Raw genomic sequence first — 25835 nt, 5'->3', positions numbered from 1 at the left:
GCTCGGCGCTCTGCCCTTCCCCCGCGCAGCCGCTGGCGAGCAGCGCCTGCCGTCGCTCACCAGGTGACCGCCAAGGCTCCAGCGACAACGGCCAGAGCGCCCGAAAACCGGATTGCGCCGCATCCTGGCAGCGGGCCAGGGTCGGCTTGCCCTCGGCGGTCAGCGCCACTTGGCGCAGCGGCGAGGGCCAGTCCATGGGATCCGGCAAGGTGGGAGGATCGCGCCCTTCCAGCAACCAGGCGCTCTGGCGCTGCAAACAAACCTCAGACAGGGTCGCGCTCGCCTTGCGCCCCAGCGGCCAGCAGATCTCGGCTTCGCTCACCGTGTTGGGCTGTGCCGGCAGGGGGCTGTTGTCGGCCAATCGCGAGTAGACCGAAAGCAGCAGCGGCACCGCTGCGCTCTGGCCGTAAAAACCGGGCAAAGGGGTGCCGTCGGGGCGCCCCAGCCAGACGCCGATGGTCCAGCGACCGGAGACCCCCATCGCCCAGCTGTCGCGATAGCCATAGCTGGTGCCGGTCTTCCAGGCCAGTCGATTGACCCGGCCGGTCGCCTCGCTGGCAAAAGGCTGATCCGCCCGCCCCTGCGCGCTCAGGATCTGCCAGATGACCCAGGCTGCTCCCGGACTCAGCAAGGGGCGCGACACCGCCTGCTGCCCCGCCAGCCAGACCGGCATCGCCACCTGCCCCTGCCGGGTCAGCGCACTGTAGAGCGCCACCAACTGCTCAAGCCGGATCCCCGCAGCCCCCAGCGCGATAGCCGGATTGGGTTTGTCGGAGAGCGCCAGCCGCACTCCGGCGTTGTCGAGGCGGCTGACCAGCTTGTCGGGCCCGAGCGCCTCCAGCACCTGCACCGCCGGTACATTGAGGGATTGCTGCAGCGCCTGGGCAAGGGTCACCGGCCCCTGAAAGGCACCGGAAAAGTTGGCGGGGCGATAATCAGACCCCAGTCTCGGCGCATCGGAGAGCAGGGAGGCCGAGTGCACCAACCCTTCATCCATGGCCAGACCGTAGATGAAGGGCTTGAGGGTGGAGCCGGGAGAGCGGATCGCCTGCACCATGTCGAGGTAACCGTGGCGGCGCAAATTGCCATACTCGGCGCTGCCCACATAGGCGCGCACCGCCATGGTTTTATTGTCCACCAACAGCAGCGCAGCAGAGGTCTGCTCGGGGAAACGGCGGATATAACTCGCCACCCGCGTCTCCAGCCAGCGCTGCAGATCGCCGTCTATGGTGGTGTGCACCAGGGCGCCCGGCTGGCTGTCGGCGGCGAGACGGGCAAAGAGCGGCGCCTCCATCGGGGTGAAATGGCCGCGAGCCAGCACAGGCTCGATGCGTCCCTCCTGCCACGCCTGCTCGGGCCAAACTCCCTGTGCCACCAGTCGCTGCATCACCTTGTCGCGGGCGGCGCGGGCCCGCTCGGGATGCCGGTCCGGCCGGTTGCGGCTGGGAGCCTGCGGCAGCACCGCCAACAGCGCCGCCTCGGCATAGGTCAGCTTGGCGGCGCTCTTGCCGAGATAGGCAAAACTTGCCGCCTGCACCCCCTCCAGGTTGCCGCCAAACGGCGCCCGGTTGAGGTAGACGGTGAGCAAGGTGCGCTTGTCGTAGTGCCACTCCAGTTGCAGCGCACGGGCCATCTGACGCAGCTTGCCGGGCACGCTCCGGTGGTAGGGCTCGATAAGGCGGGCCACCTGCATGGTGAGGGTCGAGCCGCCCGACACAGCCCGCCCATAGCGCAACCACTGCCAGACCCCGCGCACCATGGCCACCGGATTAACCCCGGGATGACGCCAGAAGTAGCGATCCTCGTAACCCAGCAACGCCTCGATATAGCGGGGGGAAACCTGCTCCAGGGTCACGGGGTAGCGCCACACGCCGCTGGTATCGGCAAAGGCGCGCAGCGGTCGCCCTTTCATGTCGAGCACCACCCGCGCATAGGCGGGGTCGAGTGGCGGCGGCGGGAAAATGCGATCCAGCGCCAGCAATGACAGGAGCAGTGCGACAACTCCCAGCACCGAAAAGCGCAGCCAGCGCGGCAGACCGCCAAGCCAGCGCCAGCCTGCGCGGCCACTGCGACCCAGGCTCAGCCAACCACGCTGCCAAAAAGTGAGCGGGCGAACCCGCTCAAGGGAGGGTTTGTTACTCAGAGATACGCACCTCGTGGATGTCCTCACCCACAGCCCGCAGTTCAGGCCGGTACATATCCTCAACCTGGGTCGGTGGCACCTGATAGCGACCCGGCGTCACCGCCCGCATCAGGTAGACCAGCTGCTGGTTGCTCCCCTCGCTCAGATCCAGCGCCGCCGTGTAGCGGTCATCGCGAAACTCCTGATGCTTGAGGTAGTCGTTCCACTCGCTCTGCCACGCCGGTTTCCCCTCTATGGAGAGCTCTTCCAGCTTTATGCTGTTGCCAAGGGCCGGGTTCTCCAGCTCGAAGCCGGCGGGCACCATCTCCACCAGCAGGGCATCGGGCACCGCCGATTCACTGCTGACGTTGAGCCGCACCACCACCAGATCGCCGACCTTCACCTTGGCGGGATCAAAACGCTGACCGTCGCTGTTGAACCAGCTGCGGGTCACGCTCATCCCCTTGCTGATCCGTGCCGGTGCCTGTTCGGGGTAACCGACCAGAGTGCGCTGCACATAGAGGGAGCCCTTGCCCTCGTTGGTGACGGTGCTCGCGGCCAGTGCCTCGGGGGCGCCCTGCTGCAGCGGAGCCGAACCGCTCAGGGATCCACTGCCAAGAGAGGAAGTTACCTTGGCCTGCCAGTCGACGGCAGGATCGAAACGGGCCAGTCGCAACAGAGCGAGTCGCTCTTGGGTGCTGAGCCACTGACGGTGAGCCAGGGTATCGGCCACCTTGGCGCTGAGATCAGGCCAGCGCTCCGCAGCCAGCTTGTGCTGGCGCAGCAAGGAGAGCTCAAGAGCTTCATCGCGCAACTGTGAGCCGTAATCACCCAGATAGTCATCACCGCGCTCGGTCGCCAATGCCCGGCTGAGGGCCTTGGCGGCGTTCTGCTCATCCCCCATGGCCGAGAGGGCCAGCGAGAGGTGGAGCTGCGGCAAACCTGAGCGGGCGTGATCAGCTTGCTGCTCCCAGATAAGGCGCAGGGTAGCGAGCGGCGCCTTGCCCACCCGGGCCAGCACATAGGCGCTGTAGGCCTGATAGGCCAGCCGGCTGTGCTCGGGGGCACTGCTCCAGCGCTCACCGTACTGACTGTCGGTGAGATAGCTTTGCAGCCGGTTCAGCGCCTGATTGAGCATTGCCTCCGGCACTGCGTCGCCCGCCTCCTTGCGCGCCAGCAGGTAGTCGGCGGCATAGGCGGTGAGCCACTGCTCCTCGTCGGAGCGACCATCCCAGAGACCAAAACCGCCGCTGGGCAGTTGCAACCGCTGCAGCCGCTGCAACAGGGCACGTTGCACGTCCGCCTCGCTCGCCGCTTTCTTGCCCTCTGCGGGTTTGCTCCAGGCGGCCCGCTCATCGGCCGTGGTCAGCAAGTAAGGCCAGGCACGGGACAAGGTCTGCTCCAGACAGGCATAGGGGTAATCGGCCAGCGCCTGCCACTGGGCTGCCGGATCCCAGGGCGGAGTGCCGGAGAGGCTGAGCAGCCCCTGCAGGTTGGCACGATCCAGCCCAGCCAGCTCAGCTGGCGCAAAGCTCATCTGCTGGCCGGGGGCCAGCATCTGGTAGCGCTGGCGAGTCTCGGCAGGCCAGGGGGAGCGCAGCGGAAGAGTCCAGTCGCGGCTGATGGCAAAATCCTTGCCGCTGGCCGCCAACTGCAGGCTTGCCACGCCGCTCGCCCCGGTCACGGTGAGCGGCAGGGTCAACCACTGCTCTTCGCCATTTTTAAGAGACAGCTTGCCGGGCAACTCACCGTTTGCCTTGAGCCCGCCATTGAGGGTCCAGGCAAGGGAGAGGGTCTGATCCTCGCCACTCATGTTGCGCAGCTGCACCAGTGCCCGGGTCTCATCCCCTCTGGCGCCAAAGCGCGGCCAGCCAATTTCGGCCACCAAGGGCGCTACTACCTTGACGGCGCGCTCGGCCTCCCCGACTTGCTGTTCGTTCCAGGCCAGCGCCATCAGCGCCAACTCGCCGTTGAAGTTGGGCAGATCGAGCGGGATCACCGCCTTGCCCTGCTGGTCAAAACTCACCTCGCCGCTCCAAAGTGCGGCTATCTCGACCCGGCTCTCCAGCGCGCCGCCCTTTTTCAGCGGCGCCCGATCGCCCCCATAGTTGAGGCGGGCCAGCTTGCCATCTTGCGGCGGGATCACCTGGCCGTAGTTGTCGAACAAATCTTGGGCGAAGCGCTTGCGGCCAAAGAAGATCTCGAACGGGTCGAGGGGTTGATAATCGCTGATATTGAGCACGCCCCGATCCACCGCCGCCAGCACCACACGGCCTTGGCTATTGGGGGTGGAGGTTGCGGTCACTTCCAGCCGGGTAAGCGGCACGGCTTTATCAGGCGCGCTCAGGGTGAGCGGCAGACGGCGCGCTTCCCGATCCAGGGTGAGCGGCACCAGCCCGACCGAGCGCAGGCTCTGCCCCTGCTGCTTGCCAGCCGGTTTGGAGGCGCTGTCTGGCGCGGCGATCTGGGCCGAGATATGCAAGTCATGGCGCTGCCACTCGGGACTGACCGGGATATCGAACTCGCCGCGGGCATCCTTGGCATCGCCACCGGCGCCCTTGAGCTCGATACGCTGCCACCAGCGCAGGCCGTCGCCATCTTCCACCAGCAGCAAGCCCTTGCCGGGGCGCGGCGCCACCAGCGTCACTTTGGCCTTGTCGCCCGCCTGATAGGCGCGCTTGTCGAGGGTGATGGCAATCTTGTCGGGCCTTGCCTGCTCGCCACCTCCGCCCCAGGCGTAACTGCCGATCTCCACCCGCAGGCTCGATTGATGGCCCTGACTGTTCTCCACTTCCAACCGATACCAGCCCGCCGCCAGTTGCAGCGTGAGCGGGGTCGGCCCCTTGCCATCCAGCTGCAGGGTCTGCTCCTGCTCCAGATAAGGCTGGCTGTTGAATTCGTACTTCCACCCCTCACCATCGGCGTAGTGCCAGTAGTAGTCGCGGTACTCGTTGATAAGGCGCACTTTCACCGCCCCCGCCACCGGTTGGCCCTTGTCATCGAGGTTGAGGATCTGGAAGGGGAGCGGCTTGCCCCCCTCTACCCGATCGGCCACGAAATCGGCCTTGAGTGCCGGCCACTGGCTGCCTGCAGGCCAGCCATACTGGGTGCGGCTGCGATTGACAGCGCGGCCACCGGGCTCGGCGAGCGATACCCGATAGGCCACCTCCAGCGGCCCGAGGGCGCGCACCCCATCGAGCTCATCAGCTAACGAAAAAGTCCCCTGCCCCTGCGCATTGAGGGTGAGATTCAGCGGCTCGAGATCCTTGGCCTGCTCGGCGAGCAGCACATCACCCAGCGTGAACTCCTGCCACTGGGTAAAGGGCATGGTGGCGCGGCTGATCTTCACCTCCGCCTTCGCCTTGGTGGCACTGGCCGGCGCGCCGTAGAGATAGTCCCCTTGCAGTGGCAGGCTGAGGGCGGCGTCCAGACTCGTCACTTCACCATCCGGCCCCTTGCCAAGCTGCAGTTTGAGCCGCTCCGGCAAAAACTCCTCCACCAAAAAGGGCCACTCGAAACGACTACCAGCGGCGGTCTTGAGGTTAATGGTCCAGCGCCCGAGCGGCGCATCGTCCGGCAGGCGCAGACCGTAGTGGGCCGCGCCAAGATTGTCCGGTAGCAGCCGCTTTTGTTCGAGCAGCTGACCATCCGGCTGTTTCACCTCCAGCTCCACTGCCATACCGGGCAACAGCTGGCCATCTTGGCCCTTGAGCAGGATCTCGCTGTCGAGCCGCTCGCCGGGACGATAGAGATCGCGCCCGCTGAACAGATAGAGCTGCTGGGCCTGCCAGGGCTGGGTGCCGAGATCGAAGGTGGAGAGGTCGAGCGCAGCCCCATCGAGACGCAGCACCGCCAGATGGTTGCCCTGTTCAGCCAGCAGCAAGCGAGCCCCCTGCACCTGATCGAAGCGACGATGGCCCTGCGGATCAGTGGTTTGCACCTGCAGCCGGTTGCCCTTCTCGTCGAGCAGGGAGAGCTGCACATCCTTGAGCGGGTCGGCGCTGGCCAGGGAGCTCACGAACACCTCCAGCTGATCGCGGTAACGGCGGGCACTGAGCCCCATGTCGCTCACCGCGAAATAGGTGGTCTCCTTGCGCCAGTCGTAGTTGCCAAGGGGCGACATCACCGCAAAGTAGACGCCAGCCTCCGCCAGCTGCGGCTCCTTCACATTGATAAGGCGGGTCTCGCGCCGGTTGGCATCGAGCTCCAGCGCATAGCGGCCGCTGAACACCCGCTTGGCCCGCTGGGTGATCTGCTCAAGCTCCCAGTTGCCCATGCCGGCACCGGGGCGATACTCGGCCAGGAAACGGGGCAGGTATTCGGCATCGACCCGAAAGAAATCGATATTGACCTCATCCACATTGACCGCGCTGATGGGCAGGCGAAGTTCCTGACGCAGCGGCAATACCATGCCACTGGCGGTAAAGGAGGCTCCCGCCTCCAGCGGCCGGGTCTTGAGGGTCCAGCTCTGGGGGGATGGGCCCAGCCCCGCCTTGAGGCTCACTTCATAGCTTTTATCGGGCTGAACGTTCGGAAAATAGAGGGTGCGACCATCGTCGGCGAGGATCCACTCCCCCTGCACCTGCTTGCCCCCCTCACTGACCCCGAGCCAGCTCTGCCAATTGGCCTTGGGCGACAGGGGGCCGGAGAAGACCAGCGCCAGCGCCGGGGCATCGCGATATTGGCGGGCATTGGCCTGCACTACAGAAGTTGGCGCCCCGGCCTCCTGCTGGGCTGTGGATTCTGTGGTCGATATTTGGCTGGCGGGCTTGTCAGGGCCGCAACCAGACAGCAAACCGACCACTCCGCAAAGCAGTAGGGCCGAGCAGCGGCGGCGCAGAGTGCCGGTTCCGGCGGTAGAGCGGTGAGAAGCAGAGGGAGAGTCGAAGAGGCGCATAGGTTCCATCCCGAGTTGGAGCGCTGCAAACGCAGCGTGGCTGGAAACAGGATAAGGCATCCTGCTCACCCGACACAAAGCTCATTACCCGAATGGGCACAATTCCGCGCCCCTGCAGCACGAGAACCCCCTTGCCCACTGATCCAGTGCGGCAAGGGTTGTCATCTAGTCGTGGCTGGTCTCGTTTTTTGCTCCGCCTTTGAACCAGCGAAACAGGATGGCCATGACGGCCGCCAGAAACAGCACCAGCGAGGTAATCAGCAGGGCCCGGGTCAACAGTTCGCTGTGGTGGAGGAAGAAGGGGGTATTCATCGCCAGCTTGCCCACCAAACTGAGGCAGAGCGCCCACATAAAGGCACTGGCAAAGCTGGCCACGCACATCCGCAGCACGCTCAGGCGGCCAATCCCCATCAGCATGGGAGTCAGCACCCGCACGAACGGGATAAAACGGGAGGAGAACATCGCCAGAAAACCGTACTTTTTCAGCAGCCGGGTCGCCTTGGGCAGGCTGTCGGGAGGCAACATCCGTTCGATATGATCCATAAAGCGGGTGCGCTGCAGGGCCCGTCCCTGCCAGTAGGCGAGCACAGAACCTATGCCAGCAGCCAACGGCAGATAAATAAGTGTTACTTCAGGGCCAAACACACCCATGCCAACCAACCCACCGGCCAGCAGTACCAGGCTGTCCCCCGGCAGGGGCAGGAAGACGAATGCGGACTCCAGCAGCAGTACCAGCATCAGGCAACTGATCAGCAGGGGTACCGCCTGCATCTGAACCAGGGCGTCAAAATCCTGATGCCAAATGGCCATCAGCATATCCAGCATGTCACTCTCCCTACTACACGGTTCATCATGAACGAGGCAGGGGTTATAGCACCCATCCCCTGAACAAAACGTTAATTTTGTCCGGCACAGGAAATAAAGTGTGTCGAAATATTGCAGCAACGAGGGAGATGCAAGGAGGGCGAAAAGCAGAAACAAAAAGCCCCTCATCTTGCACGCACAAGGGAGAGGGGCAAACAGGCACAGAAATAAAACGGTTACTCGGCGGTAGCCATCTGCCAGGTTTTGAAGCCGCCGGAGAGATTCTTCACTTTAAAGCCGTGCTGACTCAGCAAGCGGCAGGCGACATGGCCGCGCAGCCCGACCTGACAGCTGATCAGCAGCTCTTTCTCTTTGGGCAGCTCATGGAGGCGGCCACGCAACTCGTCGAGGGGGATATGCAGCGCCCCCGGAATGCGGCCCAGCTTGTCGAGCTCCGGGCCATTGCGCACATCCACCACCAGCTGATGGGGGTTACGAGCCTGCACCTCGGCCACGTGGCAGAGCAGGGTGTCCCCCTTCAGGTGGTTGCTTGCCACAAAGCCCGCCATGTTGATCACATCCTTGGCCGACCCGAACGGCGGCGCATAGGTGAGCTCCAGATCCTGCAGGTCAAACACGGTGAGACCGGCGCGTTGGGCCACTGCCAGCACGTCGATGCGCTTGTCGATGCCATCCTTGCCGATGGCCTGGGCACCGTAAATCTTGCCATCCGGGGCAAACAGCAGCTTGAGGCTGACCGGATGGGCACCCGGGTAGTAACCGGCGTGGCTGCCCGGGTGGACATAAACCTTCTCGAACGGCAATCCCAGTTGCACCAGTCGCTTCTCGTTGAGGCCAGTGCTGGCCACCGCCAGATCGAACAGCTTGCAGATGGCGGTCCCTTGGGTCTTCTTGTAGGTTTCGCTTCGGCCCAGCATATTGTCGGCGGCGATGCGCCCCTGCCGGTTGGCCGGGCCCGCCAGCGGGATCAGCACAGATTCGCCAGTGACGAAGTCTATCTCTTCCACCGCATCCCCCACCGCGTAGATGAAGGGATCCGAGGTACGCATCCCGGCATCCACCTTGATGCCGCCCCGTGGGCCCAGCTCCAGCCCCGCCTTGGCGGCGAGCAGGGTTTCCGGCTTGACGCCGATAGCGAGGATCAAGAGACCGGTATCAAGATGGGAACCGTCATTGAGGGTCAGGCGCAGGCCACCGCTTTTGGCGGTCGGCACGGCGGAGGTCTTCTCGGCAGGCAGATCCAGACTTTCGATGGCGGTGAGGCCGGTGCGCAGGCGCAGGTCGATCCCCTCTTCCCGGATGCGGGCATGGAGCATGTTGGCCATCTCCTTGTCCACCGGAGCCATCACCTGATCGGCCAGCTCCAGCAGGGTGACATCCAGCTTGCGCTGATGCAGCGCCTCCATCATCTCCAGCCCGATAAAGCCGCCGCCCACCACAGTGACGTGGCGCGGCTGATCGTGGTGCAGGGCCGCCAGAATGCGATCCATGTCCGGGATATTGCGCAGGGTATAGACATGGGGGCTGTCGATACCGGGGAAAGGAGGACGGATCGGCGCCGCCCCCGGGCTCAGCAGCAGCACATCGTAATGCTCGCGCTGCTCTTCACCGGTTTGCAGGTTGCGCACCAGCAAGGTCTTGCCCGCCTTGTCGATCTCAATCACATCGTGGAAGACCCGCACATCGACGTTGAAACGGCGCTTGAAACTCTGGGGAGTCTGCAGCAGCAAGGCATCCCGGTCGGGGATATCGCCCCCGATGTGATAGGGCAGACCGCAGTTGGCGAAGCTGACAAACTCGCCCCGCTCGAACATCACGATCTCTGCCTCTTCACTCAAACGACGAGCGCGAGCCGCCGCCGATGCGCCCCCCGCGACACCACCGATAATCAGGATCCGTTTCATCTGCAAGACTCCTCATACATGATAATGGGCAATAAATTAGACTTTTCTAATTTAGAATTCAATGAAATTTTGTTTCACACCATTTTGCAGTATTCTTGCAACCCCGACGGTTGCTTAACAGGATGTTGTTTGTTCATGTCGTCTACCGCACTCAGTCATCTTCCTCCTGCCCTCCAGACGCCGCTCTTTTTCCGTCTGGATCTGCGCAGTCAACGGCTGGTCGCCCTGACCGACGTGATGCAAACCCCGCTCTACTGGCTCGATGAGCCGCGCGCCCCCTGGCCTGCCCAGCTGCCCGATGCCCTGCGCCTGCCCATCGAACAACTGTTGGCCAACGGCCATGGCGGCAAGATCACCGTGCGCTTTGCCAGCCAGCTCTGGCACATCGCCCTCGCCCACGAGCAGGATGGCTTCTGGCTCATCTGTCTGCAGAACCTTCGCCAGGAGCCCATCGCCGATCTGGCATTGCAACTGCCGCGCCTCAGCCAGATGGCGAGCCAGCAACAGTATGCGCCCCTGCTCGAGGCCCTTAAAGAGAGTTTGGGGGCCGACCGGCTCATCCTCTGGCACTATCAGGCCAACGGCGATCTCGGCAGCGAACAACTCACCCCTGTGTTCACCCTGGGGGTCGAGGCGCTCTACCCCATTCGTGGTGACAGCCGCTATATCCGCGCCCTGCGTACCCGCAAAGCGTTGAGTTTCTCGGAGGCCGCCCACCAGCCGATGCTGAGCAATCACCTCTATCTGACCAGTGCCGGTGTGCGCTCACGCCTCGATGGTGCCCTGCTGGAGCAGGACAAGCTGTTCGGGGTGCTGAGTCTGGAGTATCTCGATCCCACCCCGCTTAGCGAGGAGATGTTGCAACTGGTGCGCAGCAGCGCCCAGCTGCTCGGCCACTGGCAACCGCAACCGGAAGAGCACCGCTCCGAGCTGGCCCTCCCGCCCGAACTGCACCAGCAGACCGGCATCGACTACTGCAAGACGCTGGTAAGCTGGGCCATGAGCGCCAGCGGTGCCCGGGTGGGCTGGATCGGCGAGTTCCAGCCCCGCGGTCAGGATCTCTGGATCATCCCCCGCTGCGTCATCAACGAGGAGATCTGCTCCACCCTCAAGCCCATCCAGCTCGACCCCGGCCCCGCTCAGGAGCTGTTCCAGCACGGTCAGGCCATCTATGTGGAAGATCTGCCCGTACGCTATCCCAAGGCGACCCGGCTGCTTGCCCTCAATGCCAGCGCCTACATCGGCATTCCGCTCCATGGCCAGAGCGGCGCCCCCATTGGCCAGATCACCCTGCTGCTCGATACCCCCCTTGAGGAGCCCGAACAGCTGCTGGATCTATTGAGCAGCCAGCACGAGCGGGCCGCCATCGAGCTCAAGCGCCTCGCCACCGACGATGCCCTGCGGCTGGCCGAGGTGGCCTTCAATACCCACGATGGGCTGATTGTGATGGATCACAACGGCATCATCCTCAAGGTCAACCACTCCTTCAGCCGGATCACCGGATTTGGCGAGGTAGAGGTGATCGGTCACTCCATTCGCAAGCTGCGTCCCACCTACTACGGGGATCATCTCAAGGAAGATGTCAGCCGCACCGTCAACGAGCAGGAGTTCTGGCTCGGGGAAGAGCGCTGTCTGCACAAGGATGGGCACCTCTTTCCGGTGCGCTTGATGGTGAACGGCGTCAAGGATGAGCAGGGGGAGCTCAGCCACTTTATCTGCAGCTTCTACGACATCACCCAGGAAAAAGAGGCGGCCAGACATATCGAGCAGCTCGCCTACTACGACGATCTCTGCGGTCTGCACAACCGCCGCAGCCTCAACCATATTTTGCAGCAGACCCTGAGCGCCTCCAACGGCCAGTGGGGCGCCCTGTTGCTGGTGGATCTCGACAACTTCAAGTCGATCAACGACTCCCTCGGTCACGCCTGCGGCGATCTGCTGCTGCAGGCCGTGGTGCAACGTTTCAGGGAGCTGCCCCAGGACAATCTGGTGCAGGCGCGCATCTCGGGGGATGAGTTTGCCCTGCTCTTTACCCAGCTGGGACAAGGGGAAGTCACCGCCAAAATTCTGGCAGAGCACTTCGCCCGCGAGCTGATGGGGCTGTTTCGCACCCCGTTCGACATCGGTGATCACAAACTGCACTGCAGCGCCTCGGTGGGGATCAGCCTCTTCTCCGGCAACGAGACGGATCATCTGGTCCTGATGCAACAGGCCGACACCGCGACCCACATGGCCAAGCGCGCCGGTCAGGGCCACTACGTCTTCTTTACCGAGGCGATGGCCCAGCACGAGAAGAACCGGCTGACCCTCACCAATGAGCTGCGCGATGCCCTGCGTCACCACGAGCTGCAGCTCCACTATCAACCGCAATACCGGGTCGACAATGGCTCGCTGTCGGGTATCGAGGCGCTGCTGCGCTGGCAGCGCAGCGACGGCACCATGGTGCCACCCGGGGAGTTTATCCCCATCGCCGAAGAGACCAGCCTGATCCTCGAGATCGGCTACTGGGTGATGAAGACCGCCTGCGCCCAATACAGCTTCTGGCTCAACCGTGGCCTGCAGATCCCCCATCTGTCGGTCAACGTCAGTGCCCGCCAGTTCCACACCCAGGGCTTCGTACAACAGGTGGAGTACATCTTGCGCGATACCGGTGTGCCCCCCTCCCGCCTGCTGCTGGAGGTGACCGAATCTGTAGTATTGGAGAATAGGCAGGAGAGTATTGCCAGAATGCGCCAACTCAAGGAGCTCGGCATCCTCATCTCCATCGATGACTTCGGTACCGGCTACTCGTCGCTGGCCTATCTGCGGGATCTGCCCGCCGATGAGGTGAAGCTGGACAGAAGCTTCATTCAGACCCTGGTACACAGCGAACAGGACAGAGCCATCGTCAAGGCAATACTCGATCTGGCCCAGGTCTTCCGTTTTACCGTCACCGCCGAAGGGGTGGAAGAGGAAGCGCAGCTGGCCATCCTCAAAGTGCTGGGATGCCAGCATTATCAAGGGTTTCTCACCAGTCGGCCGCTCACCGTCAAGGGGCTGGAGCAGCTGCTTGGCAGCCAGGCGCCGGACTAAAGGTGTAGGATCAATAGGGGTTTATGTAATAAAATAACGGCCTGCTCGAATCGTTGGAGTTGTTTATGTCTGTCATTAATCGGATCCCTGCCGTTGAAATCAGCCAGCCAGCCGGAGCTCACGGCACCGTTGGCCGGATCCATTCCGTCGAAACCTGCGGCACTGTCGATGGCCCGGGAATACGCTTTATCGTATTCATGCAAGGCTGCCTGATGCGCTGCAAGTACTGCCACAACCGCGATACCTGGGATACCGAAGGTGGCCGCGAAGTGACCGTACCGGAGTTGATGAGTGACATCACCAGCTATCGCCACTTCATGAATGCCTCCGGCGGTGGTGTGACAGCGTCCGGCGGTGAAGCCATGTTGCAACCGGCTTTCATTACCGAACTCTTTACCGCCTGCAAAGAGAAAGGGATCCACACCTGTCTCGACACCAACGGCTTCGTCCGTCATCTCGACGAACAGGTGGACAAGCTGCTCGACCAGACCGATCTGGTGCTGCTCGACATCAAACAGATCAATGACGAGAAACACATTCCACTGACCCACGTCAGCAACAGATACACCCTGGAGTTTGCCCGCTATCTGGCAGCCAAAGGCAAGACCATGTGGATCCGCTACGTGGTGGTGCCGACCTGGAGCGACGACGACGAGAGCGCCGAAGGGCTGGGCCAGTTTATCGCCGAGCTGGGCGAGAGCGTGGAGAAGGTGGAGCTGCTCCCCTACCATGAGCTCGGCAAACACAAGTGGGACGTGCTGGGCGATCCGTACGAGCTGAGCGGGATCAAGCCCCCCAGCAAGGAGACCATGGAACGGGTCAAGGGCATCCTCGGCAAGTACCACAACAACGTCAAATATTGATGGTAAAAGCAGGCTGACTCGTCAGCCTGCTCTGCTATGGGCGGTCGGGAAGGCCGCCCGGACTCTACTGCATGAATGGACGACAAGATGAGTGAAGGACAACTCGCCGCCCTCCTGATCTGGCTGGTACTGCTGGCCTTCAGCCTGCGCCGCTCTCTGTGGCAAACCCTCCATGACAACCCCCTCTATCAGCACCTGCTGCTGGGGAGTGCCATCGCGCTGGTGCCGCTCTGGTATCTAAGGGCCGGTCTGCATGAGGGGCTGGAGGTCCATTTTCTCGGGCTCACCTCCCTCACCCTGCTGCTTGGCTGGCGGCTGGCACTGCTCGCCCCTTGCCTGACCCTGCTGGTGCTCGGTTACTTTGGTGTCACCAATCTGGCCGATTTTGGCTGGCAAGCGCTGGTGGGCATCGCCCTGCCGGTAGCCACCAGCTGGCTGCTGTTTCTGGCCAGCTGGGCCTGGCTGCCGCGCCACCTCTTTGTCTATATCTTCGTGGCCGCCTTTCTCGGCGGCGCCATCACCATCTCGGTCAAGGTGGCCGCCAGCGCGTTGCTGATGGGGCTGAGTCACAGCTACCCCTGGCACACCATCACGGCGGATTACCTCTCCATCTGGCCACTGCTGCTATTCCCCGAAGCCCTGCTCAACGGCATGGCGATGACGGTGCTGGCCATCTACCGCCCCCACTGGGTCAATACCTTTTTCGACCGCACCTATCTGGGCAAGTAACGCTCTCTTTCCTGATCTGCGCCCATAAAAAAGGAGAGGCCATCGCCTCTCCTTTTGGTATTCCGAATTATGCCAAATCCCGGCTTAGTGCAGCTTCAGGGTCGGGCGCAGTACCCGGTTGATACGACCCACCAGCATGATGAGGCCGGTCTTGACGTAGCCGTGCAGGGCGATCTGATGCATCCGGTAGAGAGAGATGTAAACCAGACGGGCGATGTAACCTTCCACCATCATGGAGCCGCGCATCAGGTTGCCCATCAGGCTGCCCACGGTGGAGAAGCGGCTGAGGGAGACCAGCGAACCGTGGTCGTGGTAGAGGTAGGGCTTCATCTCGCCGCCGTTCATCTTGGCCAGAATGTTCTTGAATGCCTGGCTGGCCATCTGGTGGGCAGACTGGGCGCGCGGCGGCACAAACTTGCCATCCGGCTGCGGGCAGGCGGCGCAGTCACCGATAACGAAGATGTTCTCATCACGGGTAGTCTGCAGGGTCTCTTTCACCACCAGCTGGTTGATGCGGTTGGTCTCAAGACCAGCGATATCCTTCATGAAGTCAGGCGCCTTGATACCGGCCGCCCACACCATCAGGTCAGCTTCAATCAGCTCGCCATCCTTGGTGTGCAGACCGTCGCTGGTCGCTTCGGTGATCATGGTGGCGGTACGCACGTCCACACCCAGCTTGACCAGCTCCTGATGGGCGGCGCCGCTGATGCGCTCCGGCAGAGCCGGTAGAATGCGTGGGCCCGCTTCCACCAGGGTCACCTTCAGGCTGTCGGTGGTGAGGTTCTTGAAACCGTAGGCATAGAGCTGCTCGACCGCGTTGTAGAGCTCAGCAGAGAGCTCGACGCCGGTGGCGCCGCCGCCGACGATGGCAATCTTCACCTTGTCGCCCGGTTTATATTCGGTGGCGAACTGCAAGAAGCGGTTCATCATGCTGTTGTGGAAACGGTGCGCCTGGGAGGGGCTATCGAGGAAAATACAGTTATCCTTGATGCCCTTGGTGTTGAAGTCGTTGGAGACAGAACCGATGGCCATCACCAGATAGTCGTAGGGCAGCTCGCGCTCGTTGACCACGATGTCGCCATTGTCGTCGTGGATCGGGGCCAGCACGATGCGTTTATCGTCACGCTTGATGTCGGTCAGGGTGCCGAGCTGGAAGTCGAAACCGTGGTTCTTGGCGTGAGACTGGTAGCTCAGAGCATCGATGCCCGCGTCCATGGAGCCGGTGGCCACTTCGTGCAGCAGGGGTTTCCACAGGTGGGTGCGGTTGCGATCGACCAGAGTGATCTTGGCCTTGTTCTTCTTGCCAAGCTTGCGACCCAGACTGGTGGCCAGCTCCAGGCCACCGGCGCCGCCGCCTACAACGACAATATTCATCATGATGATTTTCCTTGGTTCCTCAAAACGAAAGGGAGCCATTGGCTCCCTAAAACGAAATCGGTCGACGTGATGGATCAGGCTTCTTTGAAGGCCTTCATCCGCTGCAGATGATGCGAGATATTTTTGAACTTATGAGTCTCGCGCTCATCCCACACGATGTCGTAATAGTTCTTCAATTCACGTTCAGTGTCCCGATTATCGCGCACTTCATCCTGAACGGAAAGGATACACAGGCAGTTTCCTGAATTTTTCTTACGAAATTCAGTTACACACTTGGTACCGATATCGTCATATTCTTCCGGCCGGTCGATCTTGCCCTGCATGTTCTCTTCCGGATGGAGGTTGGGGTTGAAGATCACCTGGCGAATGCCGCACAAAAAGCCGATCCGCTCGCTCCAGTAGCCACCAAGACCCACGCCGCAGATCAGCGGTTTGGGATCGGTACTCATATCGAGCTGTTTTTTCACTTCCTTGAGCAGATGGCTCATATCATGACGGGGGTGAACCGTGCTGTAGTGCACGAAACGCACATCATCATCAATAAACTGCAACTGCAGCACTTTCTCGTGATTGCCTGGGCTGGTGGCATCAAAGCCATGCAGATAGATGATCATGGATAAGACCTCAGGATCTGTGTCGGTTTTATCGAAACTACCCCAGCGGCGGCCCCGTGCGCCACCAAAACATCCAACTTTCTTGCTTTGGATCACGCCCCCGCCCCCGATTGCGCCCAGCAGCCCGCGAGCGCCGTCACATGAAGACGGGCGCATTGCGAGCAACGTTATGGTGCCCGGCTATCAAAGTGAGATCGCCAGACCAATAATGATAAACCCCTTACCAATCTGAGATGCCCTCACCTCCTTCCCCTGCCAGCAGCCGGACACTTATCTGGCCGGTATGTGACTCATCCCGCAAAAACAAGGCGTTATCGCCAAACGTTTTCTCTCGTGAGTGGCGTTGTGCATGTTTTGTGCACTGACCCGTGCTGCACCGGATCCCTCTCACTACTGCCGAGGGATCTGGCACCTCTGTCAATACACGAGATCAATGACCGGGAAAGCTGCGGCTTTCACTATCTTGCCTGTAGCAGTTGCGCGGGCTTCAAGGAGTGATCTGTTCATGAACGAGACCAATCCCCCCTCCCCCCGACCGGGTGCGCGCAAGCGCCCGGTGGATGAAGTGGAGCGCATGCTCCCCATGGGCCAACTATTTACCCTAGGCCTGCAACATGTGCTGGTGATGTACGCCGGCGCCGTGGCGGTGCCATTGGTGATTGGCGGCAGTCTGGGGCTGCCCAAGGATCAAATCTCCTACCTTATCAGTTCGGACCTCTTCTGTTGCGGCATCGTCACCCTGCTGCAATGTGTCGGGATTGGCCGCTTTGCCGGGATCCGGCTCCCGGTCATCATGTCGGTCACCTTTGCCGCCGTGATGCCCATGCTGGCCATCGGAGCCAACCCGGATCTGGGGCTGACAGGCATCTTCGGCGCCACCATCGCCGCCGGTATCATCTCGACCCTGCTGGTGCCGCTGATAGGTCGGCTGATGCCGCTCTTCCCCACCGTAGTGACCGGGGTGGTTATCACCTCCATCGGGATCAGCATCATGCAGGTGGGGATCGACTGGATGGCAGGGGGGAAGGGCAATCCGGAATATGGCAGCCTGCGCTATATCGGCACCAGCTTTCTGGTGCTCGTCTTTATCCTGCTGGTGACCCGCTTCACCAAGGGCTTTTTCAGCAATATCTCGGTGCTGCTCGGGATCATCTTCGGTTTCGTGGTGGCCATCGCCATGGGCGAAGTAAGCCTCGATGGCCTCGGCGAGGCAGCCTGGTTTGCCCCCATAGTGCCCTTCGCCTTCGGCTGGCCTACCTTCGATCCCATCTCCATCGCCACTCTGACGGTGATCATGCTGATCACCTTTATCGAATCCATGGGGATGTTTCTGGCCCTTGGCGACATCGTCGGCCATCCGGCCAGGCGCGGTGATATCGTGCGCGGGCTGCGGGTGGATGGTATCGGCACCATTATTGGTGGGATATTCAACAGCTTCCCCCACACCTCCTTCTCCCAGAATATCGGTCTGGTGAGCGTGACCGGGGTATCGAGTCGCTGGGTCTGCGTGATGTCGGGGGGGATCCTGCTCGCCTTTGGCCTCATCCCCAAGATGTCGGTGCTGGTCGCCTCCATCCCGCCCTTCGTACTGGGGGGCGCCGGTATCGTGATGTTCGGTATGGTGCTGGCCACCGGTATTCGCATCCTGGCGCGCACCGATTACAACAGCAACCGCCACAACCTCTATATCGTCGCCATCAGTCTCGGAATTGGCATGATCCCGACGGTCTCCGGGAATTTCTTCCAGCAGCTTCCGGCGCAGCTACAACCGCTTTTTCATAGCGGTATCCTGCTGGCCACCATCAGTTCGGTGCTGCTCAACCTCTTCTTCAACGGCTATCAGCCGGATCTGAGTCACCAGACCCGTCCTCTGTTCGTTGGTCCCATCAAACCGCAGCAAGAGCAGGCATAACAAACAGGCCCCCGGACAGCGAGACTGTCCGGGGGCCTGTTGTTCATATCACCACTGACCCAATCAGGCAGGCAACTGCGCGAAGCGCTCTACCGCCTGCGCTACTTGTGCCAGACTCCCCTGCCAGAAGGCGGCCTCACGGATATCCGGCCCCAGATGCTTGGCTACCAGATCTTCGGCGCTCATCCGGCCGGTATCGCGCAACAAGGCGCGATACGCCTCAGCGACACCCTCTTCCCCCGCCGCCTTGCGGCTCATCAACTGCTGATAGACCCCGAGGCTGAACAGATAACCGAACAGATAGGGGTAGTTGTAAAAGCCCAGCCCCGCGATGGAGAAGTGCGCCTTGGCCGCCCAGAACATGGGGTGATAGCGGGTCAGGCTCCCCTCATACCAGCGTCCCCACGCCTCGTCAGTCAGCGCCTTGAGCCGCGCTGCCGGCACATAACCCTGCGCCCGCTCGGCCACCAGCGCCCGCTCGAAATCGAAGCGGGCCGGAATATTGACCAGGAAGGTGGCTGCGCCATCGGCCTCCGCCCAGGCGATGGCCAGCTGCTCTTCCGGGCTTTGCGCCTGCTCGAACAGGGCGCTTCGCACCAGGGTTTCGGCAAAGATGGAGGCGGTCTCCGCCAGCGTCATGGGGTAGCTGCGCTGACTCATCGGCAGATCGCGGATCACCCAGTTGTGCCAAGCATGACCCAGCTCATGGGCCAGCGTAATGACATTGTCCATAGTGCCGGCATAGGTAACGAAGACCCGCGGCTCGACCGGTTCGGCAAACTTGGTGCAGTAGGCACCGGTGCGGCGATTTGGCGTGGGCGCCGCATCAATCCACCCCTTCTCGGCCATCATACGGGCAAACGCCCCCATCTCGGGATCGAAACGGCTAAAGGCATCGGCAATCAACTCGATCGCCTCCTCGAACGGGATCTCGCGGCTGCTGACGGCCGGAGGCGGCGCAAAGAGATCCTCCGGCCCCAGATCGTCGAGACCAAGGCGCTCGGCCATCAGCTCCAGCGCCCGCTGGCCCAATCCACGGGCTCGCCAGGTTTCGCTCATCAGGGCATCAAGGGTGGCGCGTTCGATATGACTCTGATGGCAGGAGAGATCCAGCGCATCGAGCACACGGGTTTTGCCGCGCTGACGGGCCAGCTCCAGCCGCCAGCCGTTAAGGGCATTGAGGATGGCGGCCACTGTCTCCTGCTCCCCTTCCCAACCGGCGCTGATGGCATCAAAGGCTTCTAAACGCAGCGCACGTATCGGGCTGGAGAGCAGGTTGCTCGCCTCCGCCAGCCCCATCTCGCGGCCATCAATGGTTAACCGGATCTTGCCTACCAGATCGTTGTAGAGGTTGCCCCAGGCGTGCAGACCATCGGTGCCCAGGCCAATCACCAGCTGCTCCGCCGCCACCGGCAAGCGCTGATCCTGCAAACGACGCTCATGGCGCAGGCGGTACGCCTCCTCACCGAGCAGGGGATCCGCCATCAGCGCGGCGAATTTCTCTTCCGGCAACGCCAACATCAGATCTTCCACCGGCGCCAGCGTCTTGAACAGATCGGCATTAAGGGCGCGGGCACGGGAAGCCAGCTGTTTGGCCTGCGGATCCCGCGCATCCTGACTGCCGCGGCACGCGGCCAGAATGGCGACGTTCCAGCCGATATGGCGAATATCACGGGCGCGCAGCCGCACTTCCCGCAAGAAATCCAGCAGCGCTGCGTCATCGCCGCGCACCCCGTCCAGACCTGCCATATAACTGGCCAGATCTTCCAGCGCGTGGCGGGCGGCGCGCATGTCCGCTTCCAGCTCTGGGCTGTCGAGGCCCGGGTAGATATGGTCGTTATTCCACTGTTGTTGATACATAGCTTCTCGCAAAGGCCTTTATCGGGAGGCGCAGCAGACCTGCGGGCAGCAAGCCAGAGACCGAGCGTCCCGCTGGCCAAAAAATGAAGAGAGGAAAAAAGAGAAAATGGCCCGCAAGCTCGCTTATCCCTTTGCCGGGGCAAGACGGCTCACCAGCGTCATCACGGCAACCAGCAGCAGACCCGCCACCACACCGGCCACGGCGTTGAGCAGGGTCGGCGTCACCGCCGCCAGTACGGCCCCTACTGTGGGCAGGGTGGCGACAACAGCGGCTGCACCTTCAATCAGGTGATGGGCAAAAGGCCAGCCATGCACCAGAATGCCACCGCCCACCATGAACATGGCGATGGTACCGACCAGTGCCAGCAGGTGCATCAGACGGGGCGCCGTCACCAACAGTCCCTGCCCCACCGCGCGGCGCAGGGCGCTGCCATCGGGCTTTTGCAGCAGATGCAGACCGATGTCATCGAGCTTGACGATCAGCCCCACCAACCCGTAGACCCCGATGGTCATCAGCAGGGCGATGCCCGCCACTACCGAGAGCTGCAGCGTGAGGCTTGCTCCCTGTACCGTGCCAAGGGCGATGACGATGATCTCGGCCGACAGAATAAAGTCGGTGCGGATCGCTCCCTTTACCTTCTGCTGCTCAAACGCCACCAGATCATCGGGAATAGGAGCTGTGTGTGCCTCACCCTCGCTCACTTCATGAGGCAGGAACTTGTGGGCCAGCTTCTCGGCCCCCTCAAAGCAGAGGTAGGCGCCTCCCAGCATCAAGAGTGGCGTGATAAGCCAGGGCACCAGCGCACTGATGGCGATGGCGGCGGGCACCAGAATCAGCTTGTTGCGAAATGATCCCTTGGCCACCGCCCATACCACCGGCAGCTCCCGCTCGGCGCGCACCCCGGAGACCTGCTCCGCGTTGAGAGCGAGATCGTCGCCCAACACCCCGGCGGTCTTCTTGGCCGCCACCTTGGTCATCAGCGCCACATCATCAAGCACGCTGGCGATATCATCGAGCAGGGCCAACAAACTGGTTCCGGCCATATCAAAGATTCCTTATATCAGTGAGAACAGCCCCCGGGAGAGAGGTTTACGTCCCGATAACCACCAGGGTCAACAGGACCACCTCATGGCGATCGCAGGCCATCATCGGCCGAGCCAAGAATTCGGCGCTCGCCATCAGGGGGTTACGTCTTTCGGGCAAAAGATGGCACAGTGTAACGAGAAGCCGCCGTTTCGGCAGCACCCCTGAGCCATTTGTTCCTGGTTCCCTCTGAATCACCTCAAGGAGTTCCCATGCAACCCTGGCAACCTCTGCTCGCTCTCTGGTTTGGCGACGAAGCCGATGACGTTCTCCGGGCCACACGGCAAGCCCCGCTCTGGTGGGGAAAAAGCAGCGAAACGGATGCCCTGCTGGCCAGCCGCTTTGGCGAGCTGGTAGAGGCCGCAGCCAAGGGCAGCCTCGCCCATTGGGCCGATACTCCCAGCGGTCGGCTGGCGCTGATCCTGCTGCTCGACCAGCTGCCGCGCAATATCCATCGCGGCACGCCTGCGGCCTTTGCCCGGGATCCGCTGGCCAGGGATCTCTGCCTGAAAGGGCTATCCATCGGGGCGGACAAATCCCTCTCGCCACTGGAGCGGGTCTTCTTCTATCTGCCGCTGGAGCATGCCGAATCCCGCGAACAACAGGCCAGAAGTGTGGCGCTGTTCGAGGCACTGGCTGCCGAGCAGGCTGGCACACCGGCGCAGGCGACCTTTGCCGGATTTGCCGACTTTGCCCGCCGTCATCAGGTGATCATCGAACGCTTTGGCCGCTTCCCCCACCGCAACGACATTCTGGGTCGCACCAGCACACCGGAAGAGGCGACATTTTTGCAGCAACCGGGCTCAGGCTTCTAAGCAAGCCATATAAAAAATCCCCGCCAGCTGGCGGGGATAGCAGATGGATAACAACCGTCGGCGTTACTGAATGCGATAGCGGGATATCTGCTGGTGGATGCTCTCGGTGGTGACATTGAGCTCCTCGGCTGCGGCAGAGGTCTCCTCTGCTGTGCTGCTGGTTTGCTGCACGACCTGAGCAATCTGCTCCACCTGATGGGCAATCGACTCGGCGGCCGAGCTCTGCTCGCGGATGGCATTGGTGATCTCGCCCACCTGCTCCATCACCCGGTGCGACGCACTGCGGATTTCGGCAATAATGGCGCCACTCTCGGTCGCCATGGTGACCCCCTGGCTCACCTTCTCCTCCACCAGATGCATGCGGGAGACCGTATTGTTCGACTCCTGCTGGATCGCCTCTACGGTGGCGGAGATCTCCTGGGTGGATTGGGCTGTGCGCTCAGCCAGTTTGCGCACCTCATCCGCCACCACCGCAAAGCCACGGCCGGACTCTCCGGCCCTCGCCGCTTCAATGGCCGCGTTCAAGGCCAGCAAGTTGGTCTGCCCCGCCACATCACGGATCACGTTGACCACACCGCCAATGCGCGAAATGCCCTCACCCAGCGCAATGACCTCGGCCGAGGCCTGCCGGATCGAGTCGGCGATCTCGTTGATAGCATGAACGGTGCGCTCTATGGTCCGGCCCCCTTCGGTCGCCAGTTGCCCCGACTCGTTGGTGATACGGCTCGTCTCCTGAGTACGCTGGGAGATATCGGTGATGCTGACCGTCATCTCTTCCACACCGGCGGCTATCAGACTGGTGGCATCATTGGCCTGATTAGCCGAGCTGGCCAGGTGCTGCGCTGCCTGAGAGAGGGATTCGGCGGTGCTCTTGATCTGCAAGCTGCCAACGGAAAATTCGGTAAATGTCTGTTGCAGTGTATCGAGCAGCCGGTTGACCGCATTGAGGGTCAGGCCAATCTCATCCTGCTGTTTCACGTCTGCTCTGAGGGTAAAGTTGAGGTCACGCTGGATCCGGGTCAGGGTATCCATGGCGGTGCGAAGGGGATTGGCCACCTGATTGAACAACCAGACAAACAGCCCCATCGTCAGCACGGTGGCACCACCGGCGATCAACAACAGGGTTTGCAGGCTGTTGTCGTAGTTCTCCTGACCCTGCTTCTTGAGCGCCAGTCCCAAATCCATATTGAAGTTGACGTGAAGTTCGATGGCCTTGGCAAATTGCTTGAACAGTCCGTATGCCTCTCCCGCCAGCATGTCTCTGGCTTCATCATTCTTGTTTTGGCGAGAGAGCTGCAGAACCTTGTCTATCTCCTGATAATATTGCGCGACAATGCGCTGATCATCGTCGGTCAGGCGCCGATCTTCGTCATTGGAGAGCATCTCTGCCTTATATTTGTCGAGCAGCGAATTGATTTGTCCCCGTATCTCGGTGATACCCGTTTCAATCTGCTGCATCTTGCTTGAGTCGGTATTGAGCACATGTGTTTGCACCAGCGAGTGCAATTCATAGAAATCGGCCTGTACTTCCTTAATCAGCGAAATACTGGGCACCGTATTGTCCGTCACATAGCTCAAATCACGGTTGCCTGCCCCAAGGCGATTGATACTGAACCAACTGAGAAAAATGAGCGTCAGCATCACCAGCAGCGCTATCAGTTGCAGTCGACGAGCAATATTCATAACCGTACACTCCAGATGGAAACTATCTAGCAGTGTAGACGAGCCATAAACAATAACGGCCCGCATTGGCGGGCCGTTGTTGTTTATTTTTCATGGCTTTGTGATCAGGCTTTGGCTGGCTCACTCTCGCCCAGCGCGACGGTTTCACCCAGACTGTCTTCGGTCTTGGCGACCACGCTGGCGGCGATGGCGTTACCCAGCACGTTGGTGGCTGAACGGCCCATGTCGAGGAAGTGGTCGATCCCCAGCAGCAGCAAGATGCCCGCTTCCGGAATATGGAACTGGTTCAGGGTAGCGGCAATCACCACCAGAGAGGCGCGCGGTACCCCGGCCATCCCCTTGGAGGTGACCATCAGCAGCAGCAGCATGGTGATCTGCTGGGCCATGGAGAGCTCGATACCATACGCCTGGGCGATGAACATCACCGCGAAGGTGCAGTACATCATGGAGCCATCGAGGTTGAAGGAGTAACCCATCGGCAGCACGAAGCTGGCGATGCGCTTGTCACAACCGAACTTCTCCAGACGATCCAGAGTCTTCGGATAGGCGGCTTCGGAGCTGGCGGTCGAGAAGGCGAGCAGGATGGGTTCGCGGATCATCGCCAGCAGCTTGATGACGCGACCACGCAGGAAGACGCTGCCCATGGCGATCAGCAGCAGCCAGAGGCAGGCCAGCGCAATATAGAACTGGGCCATAAAGCTGCCGTAGGTAACCAGAATACCCAGCCCCTCTTTGGCCACCATGGCGGCGATGGCGCCAAATACCGCGAACGGCGCAAAGTTCATCACGTAGCCGGTCACTTTCAGCATGATCTCGGCGGCGCTGGCCATCAACACCACTACCGGCTTGGCCAGATCGCCGAGCGCGGCGGCAGCCAGACCGAAGAAGAGGGAGAAGACCACGATCTGCAGGATCTCGTTGGTGGCCATCGCCTCGACCACGCTTTTGGGGATGGCGTGGGTCACAAAATCTTTCAGGGTAATGGCACCGGCAGCAATGCCAGAGCTGGCGGTGTCATTGGGCAGGGAGAGCGAGAGACCCACACCCGGCTGCATCAGGGTCACCATCACCAGACCCAGGCTCAGGGACATCAGGGAGGCCAGCATGAACCAGCCGAGGGTCTTGGCACCGATACGCCCCACGGTGCGGGTGTCGCCCATCTTGGCGATACCGACCACCAGGGTAGTGAAGACCAGGGGAGCGATGATCATCTTGATCAGGCGCAGGAAGATATCGGTCAGGATCGTGATGTTATTGGCGAAATCCGCAGCCTGATCTGCGGCAAACATCCGATAGCCCTGGCCGGTGAGGATGCCAAACATCATGGAGATGAGGATGACGACCGTCAGTTTATTCATTTTCATGGGGGAGTCCCGGTTTTGATTGGTGCAAGCCGTAAACAGTGGCGTGGGAGCCACTACAGTCCGTTTTTGTGATCCGAGCCGTTGATTCCTGGCGGCTGGTATGCTGGGAGAATGCCTAAAAGCAGGGGGTAAATCTAGAGGCTTTCTCCAGAATTTTATCCTGCCATTAGGTGTATGTGATATGGATCTTGCAAACCACCAATATTAATCACTGTTTATTTTGATTTCGGCGAGATATTTCGCATTCAGAGTTCGCTCATCGAGTGCCCGTGGCAACAGGCGAAAAGTGAGCAGCGCCGAGATGGTATGCTGCACCTGCATCTGGGCCATAAAGAGATCCGGTTCATCCTCGTCAAAGCCAAAGATCGGCCGTGATGGGGTCACCCTGACGGCATCGCGGTTAATGGTCAGCTCATCGACCTTGAGCCAGGAGTAACCCTCTGCCAATGCCAGCTCCCCTGCCCGCTTGAGCACATATTTGCGGGCGGTCTCCCTGTCCACCAGATCGTTGCCGACAAACTCCAGCTGCCACTTGTCCGGGCCAAGCCGGGTCTGGGAAAAACCGGTCTGGCCGTTCCAGAATGACTTTTCACTCTCGTAAGGGGTGGCGCAGCCCACCAGCAGCAGGGTGAGCATCAGCAGACAACAGGGTTTAGATACGGATGCAGACACGAGAGGCCTCGCCAGGCAAATGAGCAACAGAGTCGTTACTAC

Annotated in this window: 16 protein-coding genes; 5 read left to right on the top strand and 11 right to left on the bottom strand. The window is 61.3% G+C overall.

The window, feature by feature from the left end:
• The 4 genes from pbpC to AB5Z09_RS09815 form a co-directional block, all read right to left on the bottom strand.
• Positions 1–2170, bottom strand: a 2170-nt coding sequence (gene pbpC, locus AB5Z09_RS09830) for a penicillin-binding protein 1C (protein ID WP_368195177.1), incomplete at its 3' end; no start/stop codon positions are given.
• Positions 2136–7019 (bottom strand): alpha-2-macroglobulin, encoded by a 4884-nt coding sequence (locus tag AB5Z09_RS09825; RefSeq protein WP_368195176.1) that lies wholly within the window; start codon positions 7017–7019, stop codon positions 2136–2138. The genes pbpC and AB5Z09_RS09825, both read right to left, overlap by 35 nt.
• Before the next feature lie 165 nt (positions 7020–7184).
• Entirely contained in the window at positions 7185–7844 is a 660-nt protein-coding gene (locus tag AB5Z09_RS09820; RefSeq protein WP_005333990.1) for a DedA family protein, read from the bottom strand.
• A 215-nt stretch (positions 7845–8059) separates the two neighbouring features.
• On the bottom strand, positions 8060–9748 hold the full coding sequence (locus AB5Z09_RS09815; RefSeq protein ID WP_005344666.1) for an FAD-dependent oxidoreductase: 1689 nt from the start codon (positions 9746–9748) through the stop codon (positions 8060–8062).
• Positions 9749–9883: 135 nt separating this feature from the next.
• Here AB5Z09_RS09815 and AB5Z09_RS09810 point away from each other — a divergent pair, with 135 nt between their 5' ends.
• The 3 genes from AB5Z09_RS09810 (at position 9884) to AB5Z09_RS09800 (ending at position 14412) form a co-directional block, all read left to right on the top strand.
• On the top strand, positions 9884–12820 hold the full coding sequence (locus AB5Z09_RS09810; RefSeq protein ID WP_368195175.1) for an EAL domain-containing protein: 2937 nt from the start codon (positions 9884–9886) through the stop codon (positions 12818–12820).
• Between the two features lie 65 nt (positions 12821–12885).
• Positions 12886–13683 carry a pyruvate formate lyase 1-activating protein gene (pflA, locus tag AB5Z09_RS09805; protein WP_005333994.1) on the top strand — a complete coding sequence of 266 codons (798 nt, stop codon included), beginning with the start codon at positions 12886–12888 and terminating at the stop codon, positions 13681–13683.
• Between the two features lie 87 nt (positions 13684–13770).
• Positions 13771–14412: an energy-coupling factor ABC transporter permease gene (locus AB5Z09_RS09800; RefSeq protein ID WP_043819419.1), complete on the top strand. Its 642-nt coding sequence runs from the start codon at positions 13771–13773 to the stop codon at positions 14410–14412.
• An 84-nt stretch (positions 14413–14496) separates the two neighbouring features.
• On the opposite strand, the gene AB5Z09_RS09795 is transcribed toward AB5Z09_RS09800, so the two are convergent.
• Positions 14497–15789 carry an NAD(P)/FAD-dependent oxidoreductase gene (locus tag AB5Z09_RS09795; RefSeq protein ID WP_005333998.1) on the bottom strand — a complete coding sequence of 431 codons (1293 nt, stop codon included), beginning with the start codon at positions 15787–15789 and terminating at the stop codon, positions 14497–14499.
• Positions 15790–15863: 74 nt separating this feature from the next.
• On the bottom strand, positions 15864–16403 hold the full coding sequence (gene ycfP / locus AB5Z09_RS09790; RefSeq protein ID WP_005334000.1) for an alpha/beta hydrolase YcfP: 540 nt from the start codon (positions 16401–16403) through the stop codon (positions 15864–15866).
• Positions 16404–16908: 505 nt separating this feature from the next.
• On the opposite strand from ycfP, the gene AB5Z09_RS09785 reads away from it, so the two are divergent.
• Complete coding sequence (locus AB5Z09_RS09785; RefSeq protein WP_019445490.1) at positions 16909–18315, top strand: nucleobase:cation symporter-2 family protein; 1407 nt, start codon at positions 16909–16911, stop codon at positions 18313–18315.
• A gap of 63 nt (positions 18316–18378) precedes the next feature.
• On the opposite strand, the gene AB5Z09_RS09780 is transcribed toward AB5Z09_RS09785, so the two are convergent.
• Together AB5Z09_RS09780 and AB5Z09_RS09775 are read right to left on the bottom strand one after the other, a co-directional pair.
• Positions 18379–20175: a M3 family oligoendopeptidase gene (locus tag AB5Z09_RS09780; protein ID WP_368195174.1), complete on the bottom strand. Its 1797-nt coding sequence runs from the start codon at positions 20173–20175 to the stop codon at positions 18379–18381.
• A gap of 123 nt (positions 20176–20298) precedes the next feature.
• Positions 20299–21219, bottom strand: a complete 921-nt coding sequence (locus AB5Z09_RS09775) for a DUF808 domain-containing protein (protein WP_368195173.1) — start codon at positions 21217–21219, stop codon at positions 20299–20301.
• A 252-nt stretch (positions 21220–21471) separates the two neighbouring features.
• Here AB5Z09_RS09775 and AB5Z09_RS09770 point away from each other — a divergent pair, with 252 nt between their 5' ends.
• Complete coding sequence (locus tag AB5Z09_RS09770) at positions 21472–22074, top strand: DUF924 family protein (protein WP_151287221.1); 603 nt, start codon at positions 21472–21474, stop codon at positions 22072–22074.
• A gap of 63 nt (positions 22075–22137) precedes the next feature.
• Here the strand turns inward: AB5Z09_RS09770 and AB5Z09_RS09765 are convergent, their stop codons facing one another.
• The 3 genes from AB5Z09_RS09765 to AB5Z09_RS09755 form a co-directional block, all read right to left on the bottom strand.
• Positions 22138–23757: a methyl-accepting chemotaxis protein gene (locus tag AB5Z09_RS09765; RefSeq protein WP_040067157.1), complete on the bottom strand. Its 1620-nt coding sequence runs from the start codon at positions 23755–23757 to the stop codon at positions 22138–22140.
• 104 nt (positions 23758–23861) lie between these two features.
• Positions 23862–25121 (bottom strand): dicarboxylate/amino acid:cation symporter, encoded by a 1260-nt coding sequence (locus tag AB5Z09_RS09760; protein WP_368195171.1) that lies wholly within the window; start codon positions 25119–25121, stop codon positions 23862–23864.
• A gap of 204 nt (positions 25122–25325) precedes the next feature.
• Positions 25326–25757 carry a hypothetical protein gene (locus tag AB5Z09_RS09755; RefSeq protein WP_041235087.1) on the bottom strand — a complete coding sequence of 144 codons (432 nt, stop codon included), beginning with the start codon at positions 25755–25757 and terminating at the stop codon, positions 25326–25328.
• Between the last annotated feature and the right edge of the window lie 78 nt (positions 25758–25835).

Origin of the sequence: Aeromonas sp. R2-2 (genome assembly GCF_040908355.1) — a bacterium.
In the GTDB taxonomy this organism is placed as follows: domain Bacteria; phylum Pseudomonadota; class Gammaproteobacteria; order Enterobacterales; family Aeromonadaceae; genus Aeromonas; species Aeromonas veronii.
The sequence above is the reverse complement of the archived record's forward strand: the minus strand, read 5'-3'. Positions and strand labels throughout refer to the sequence as shown.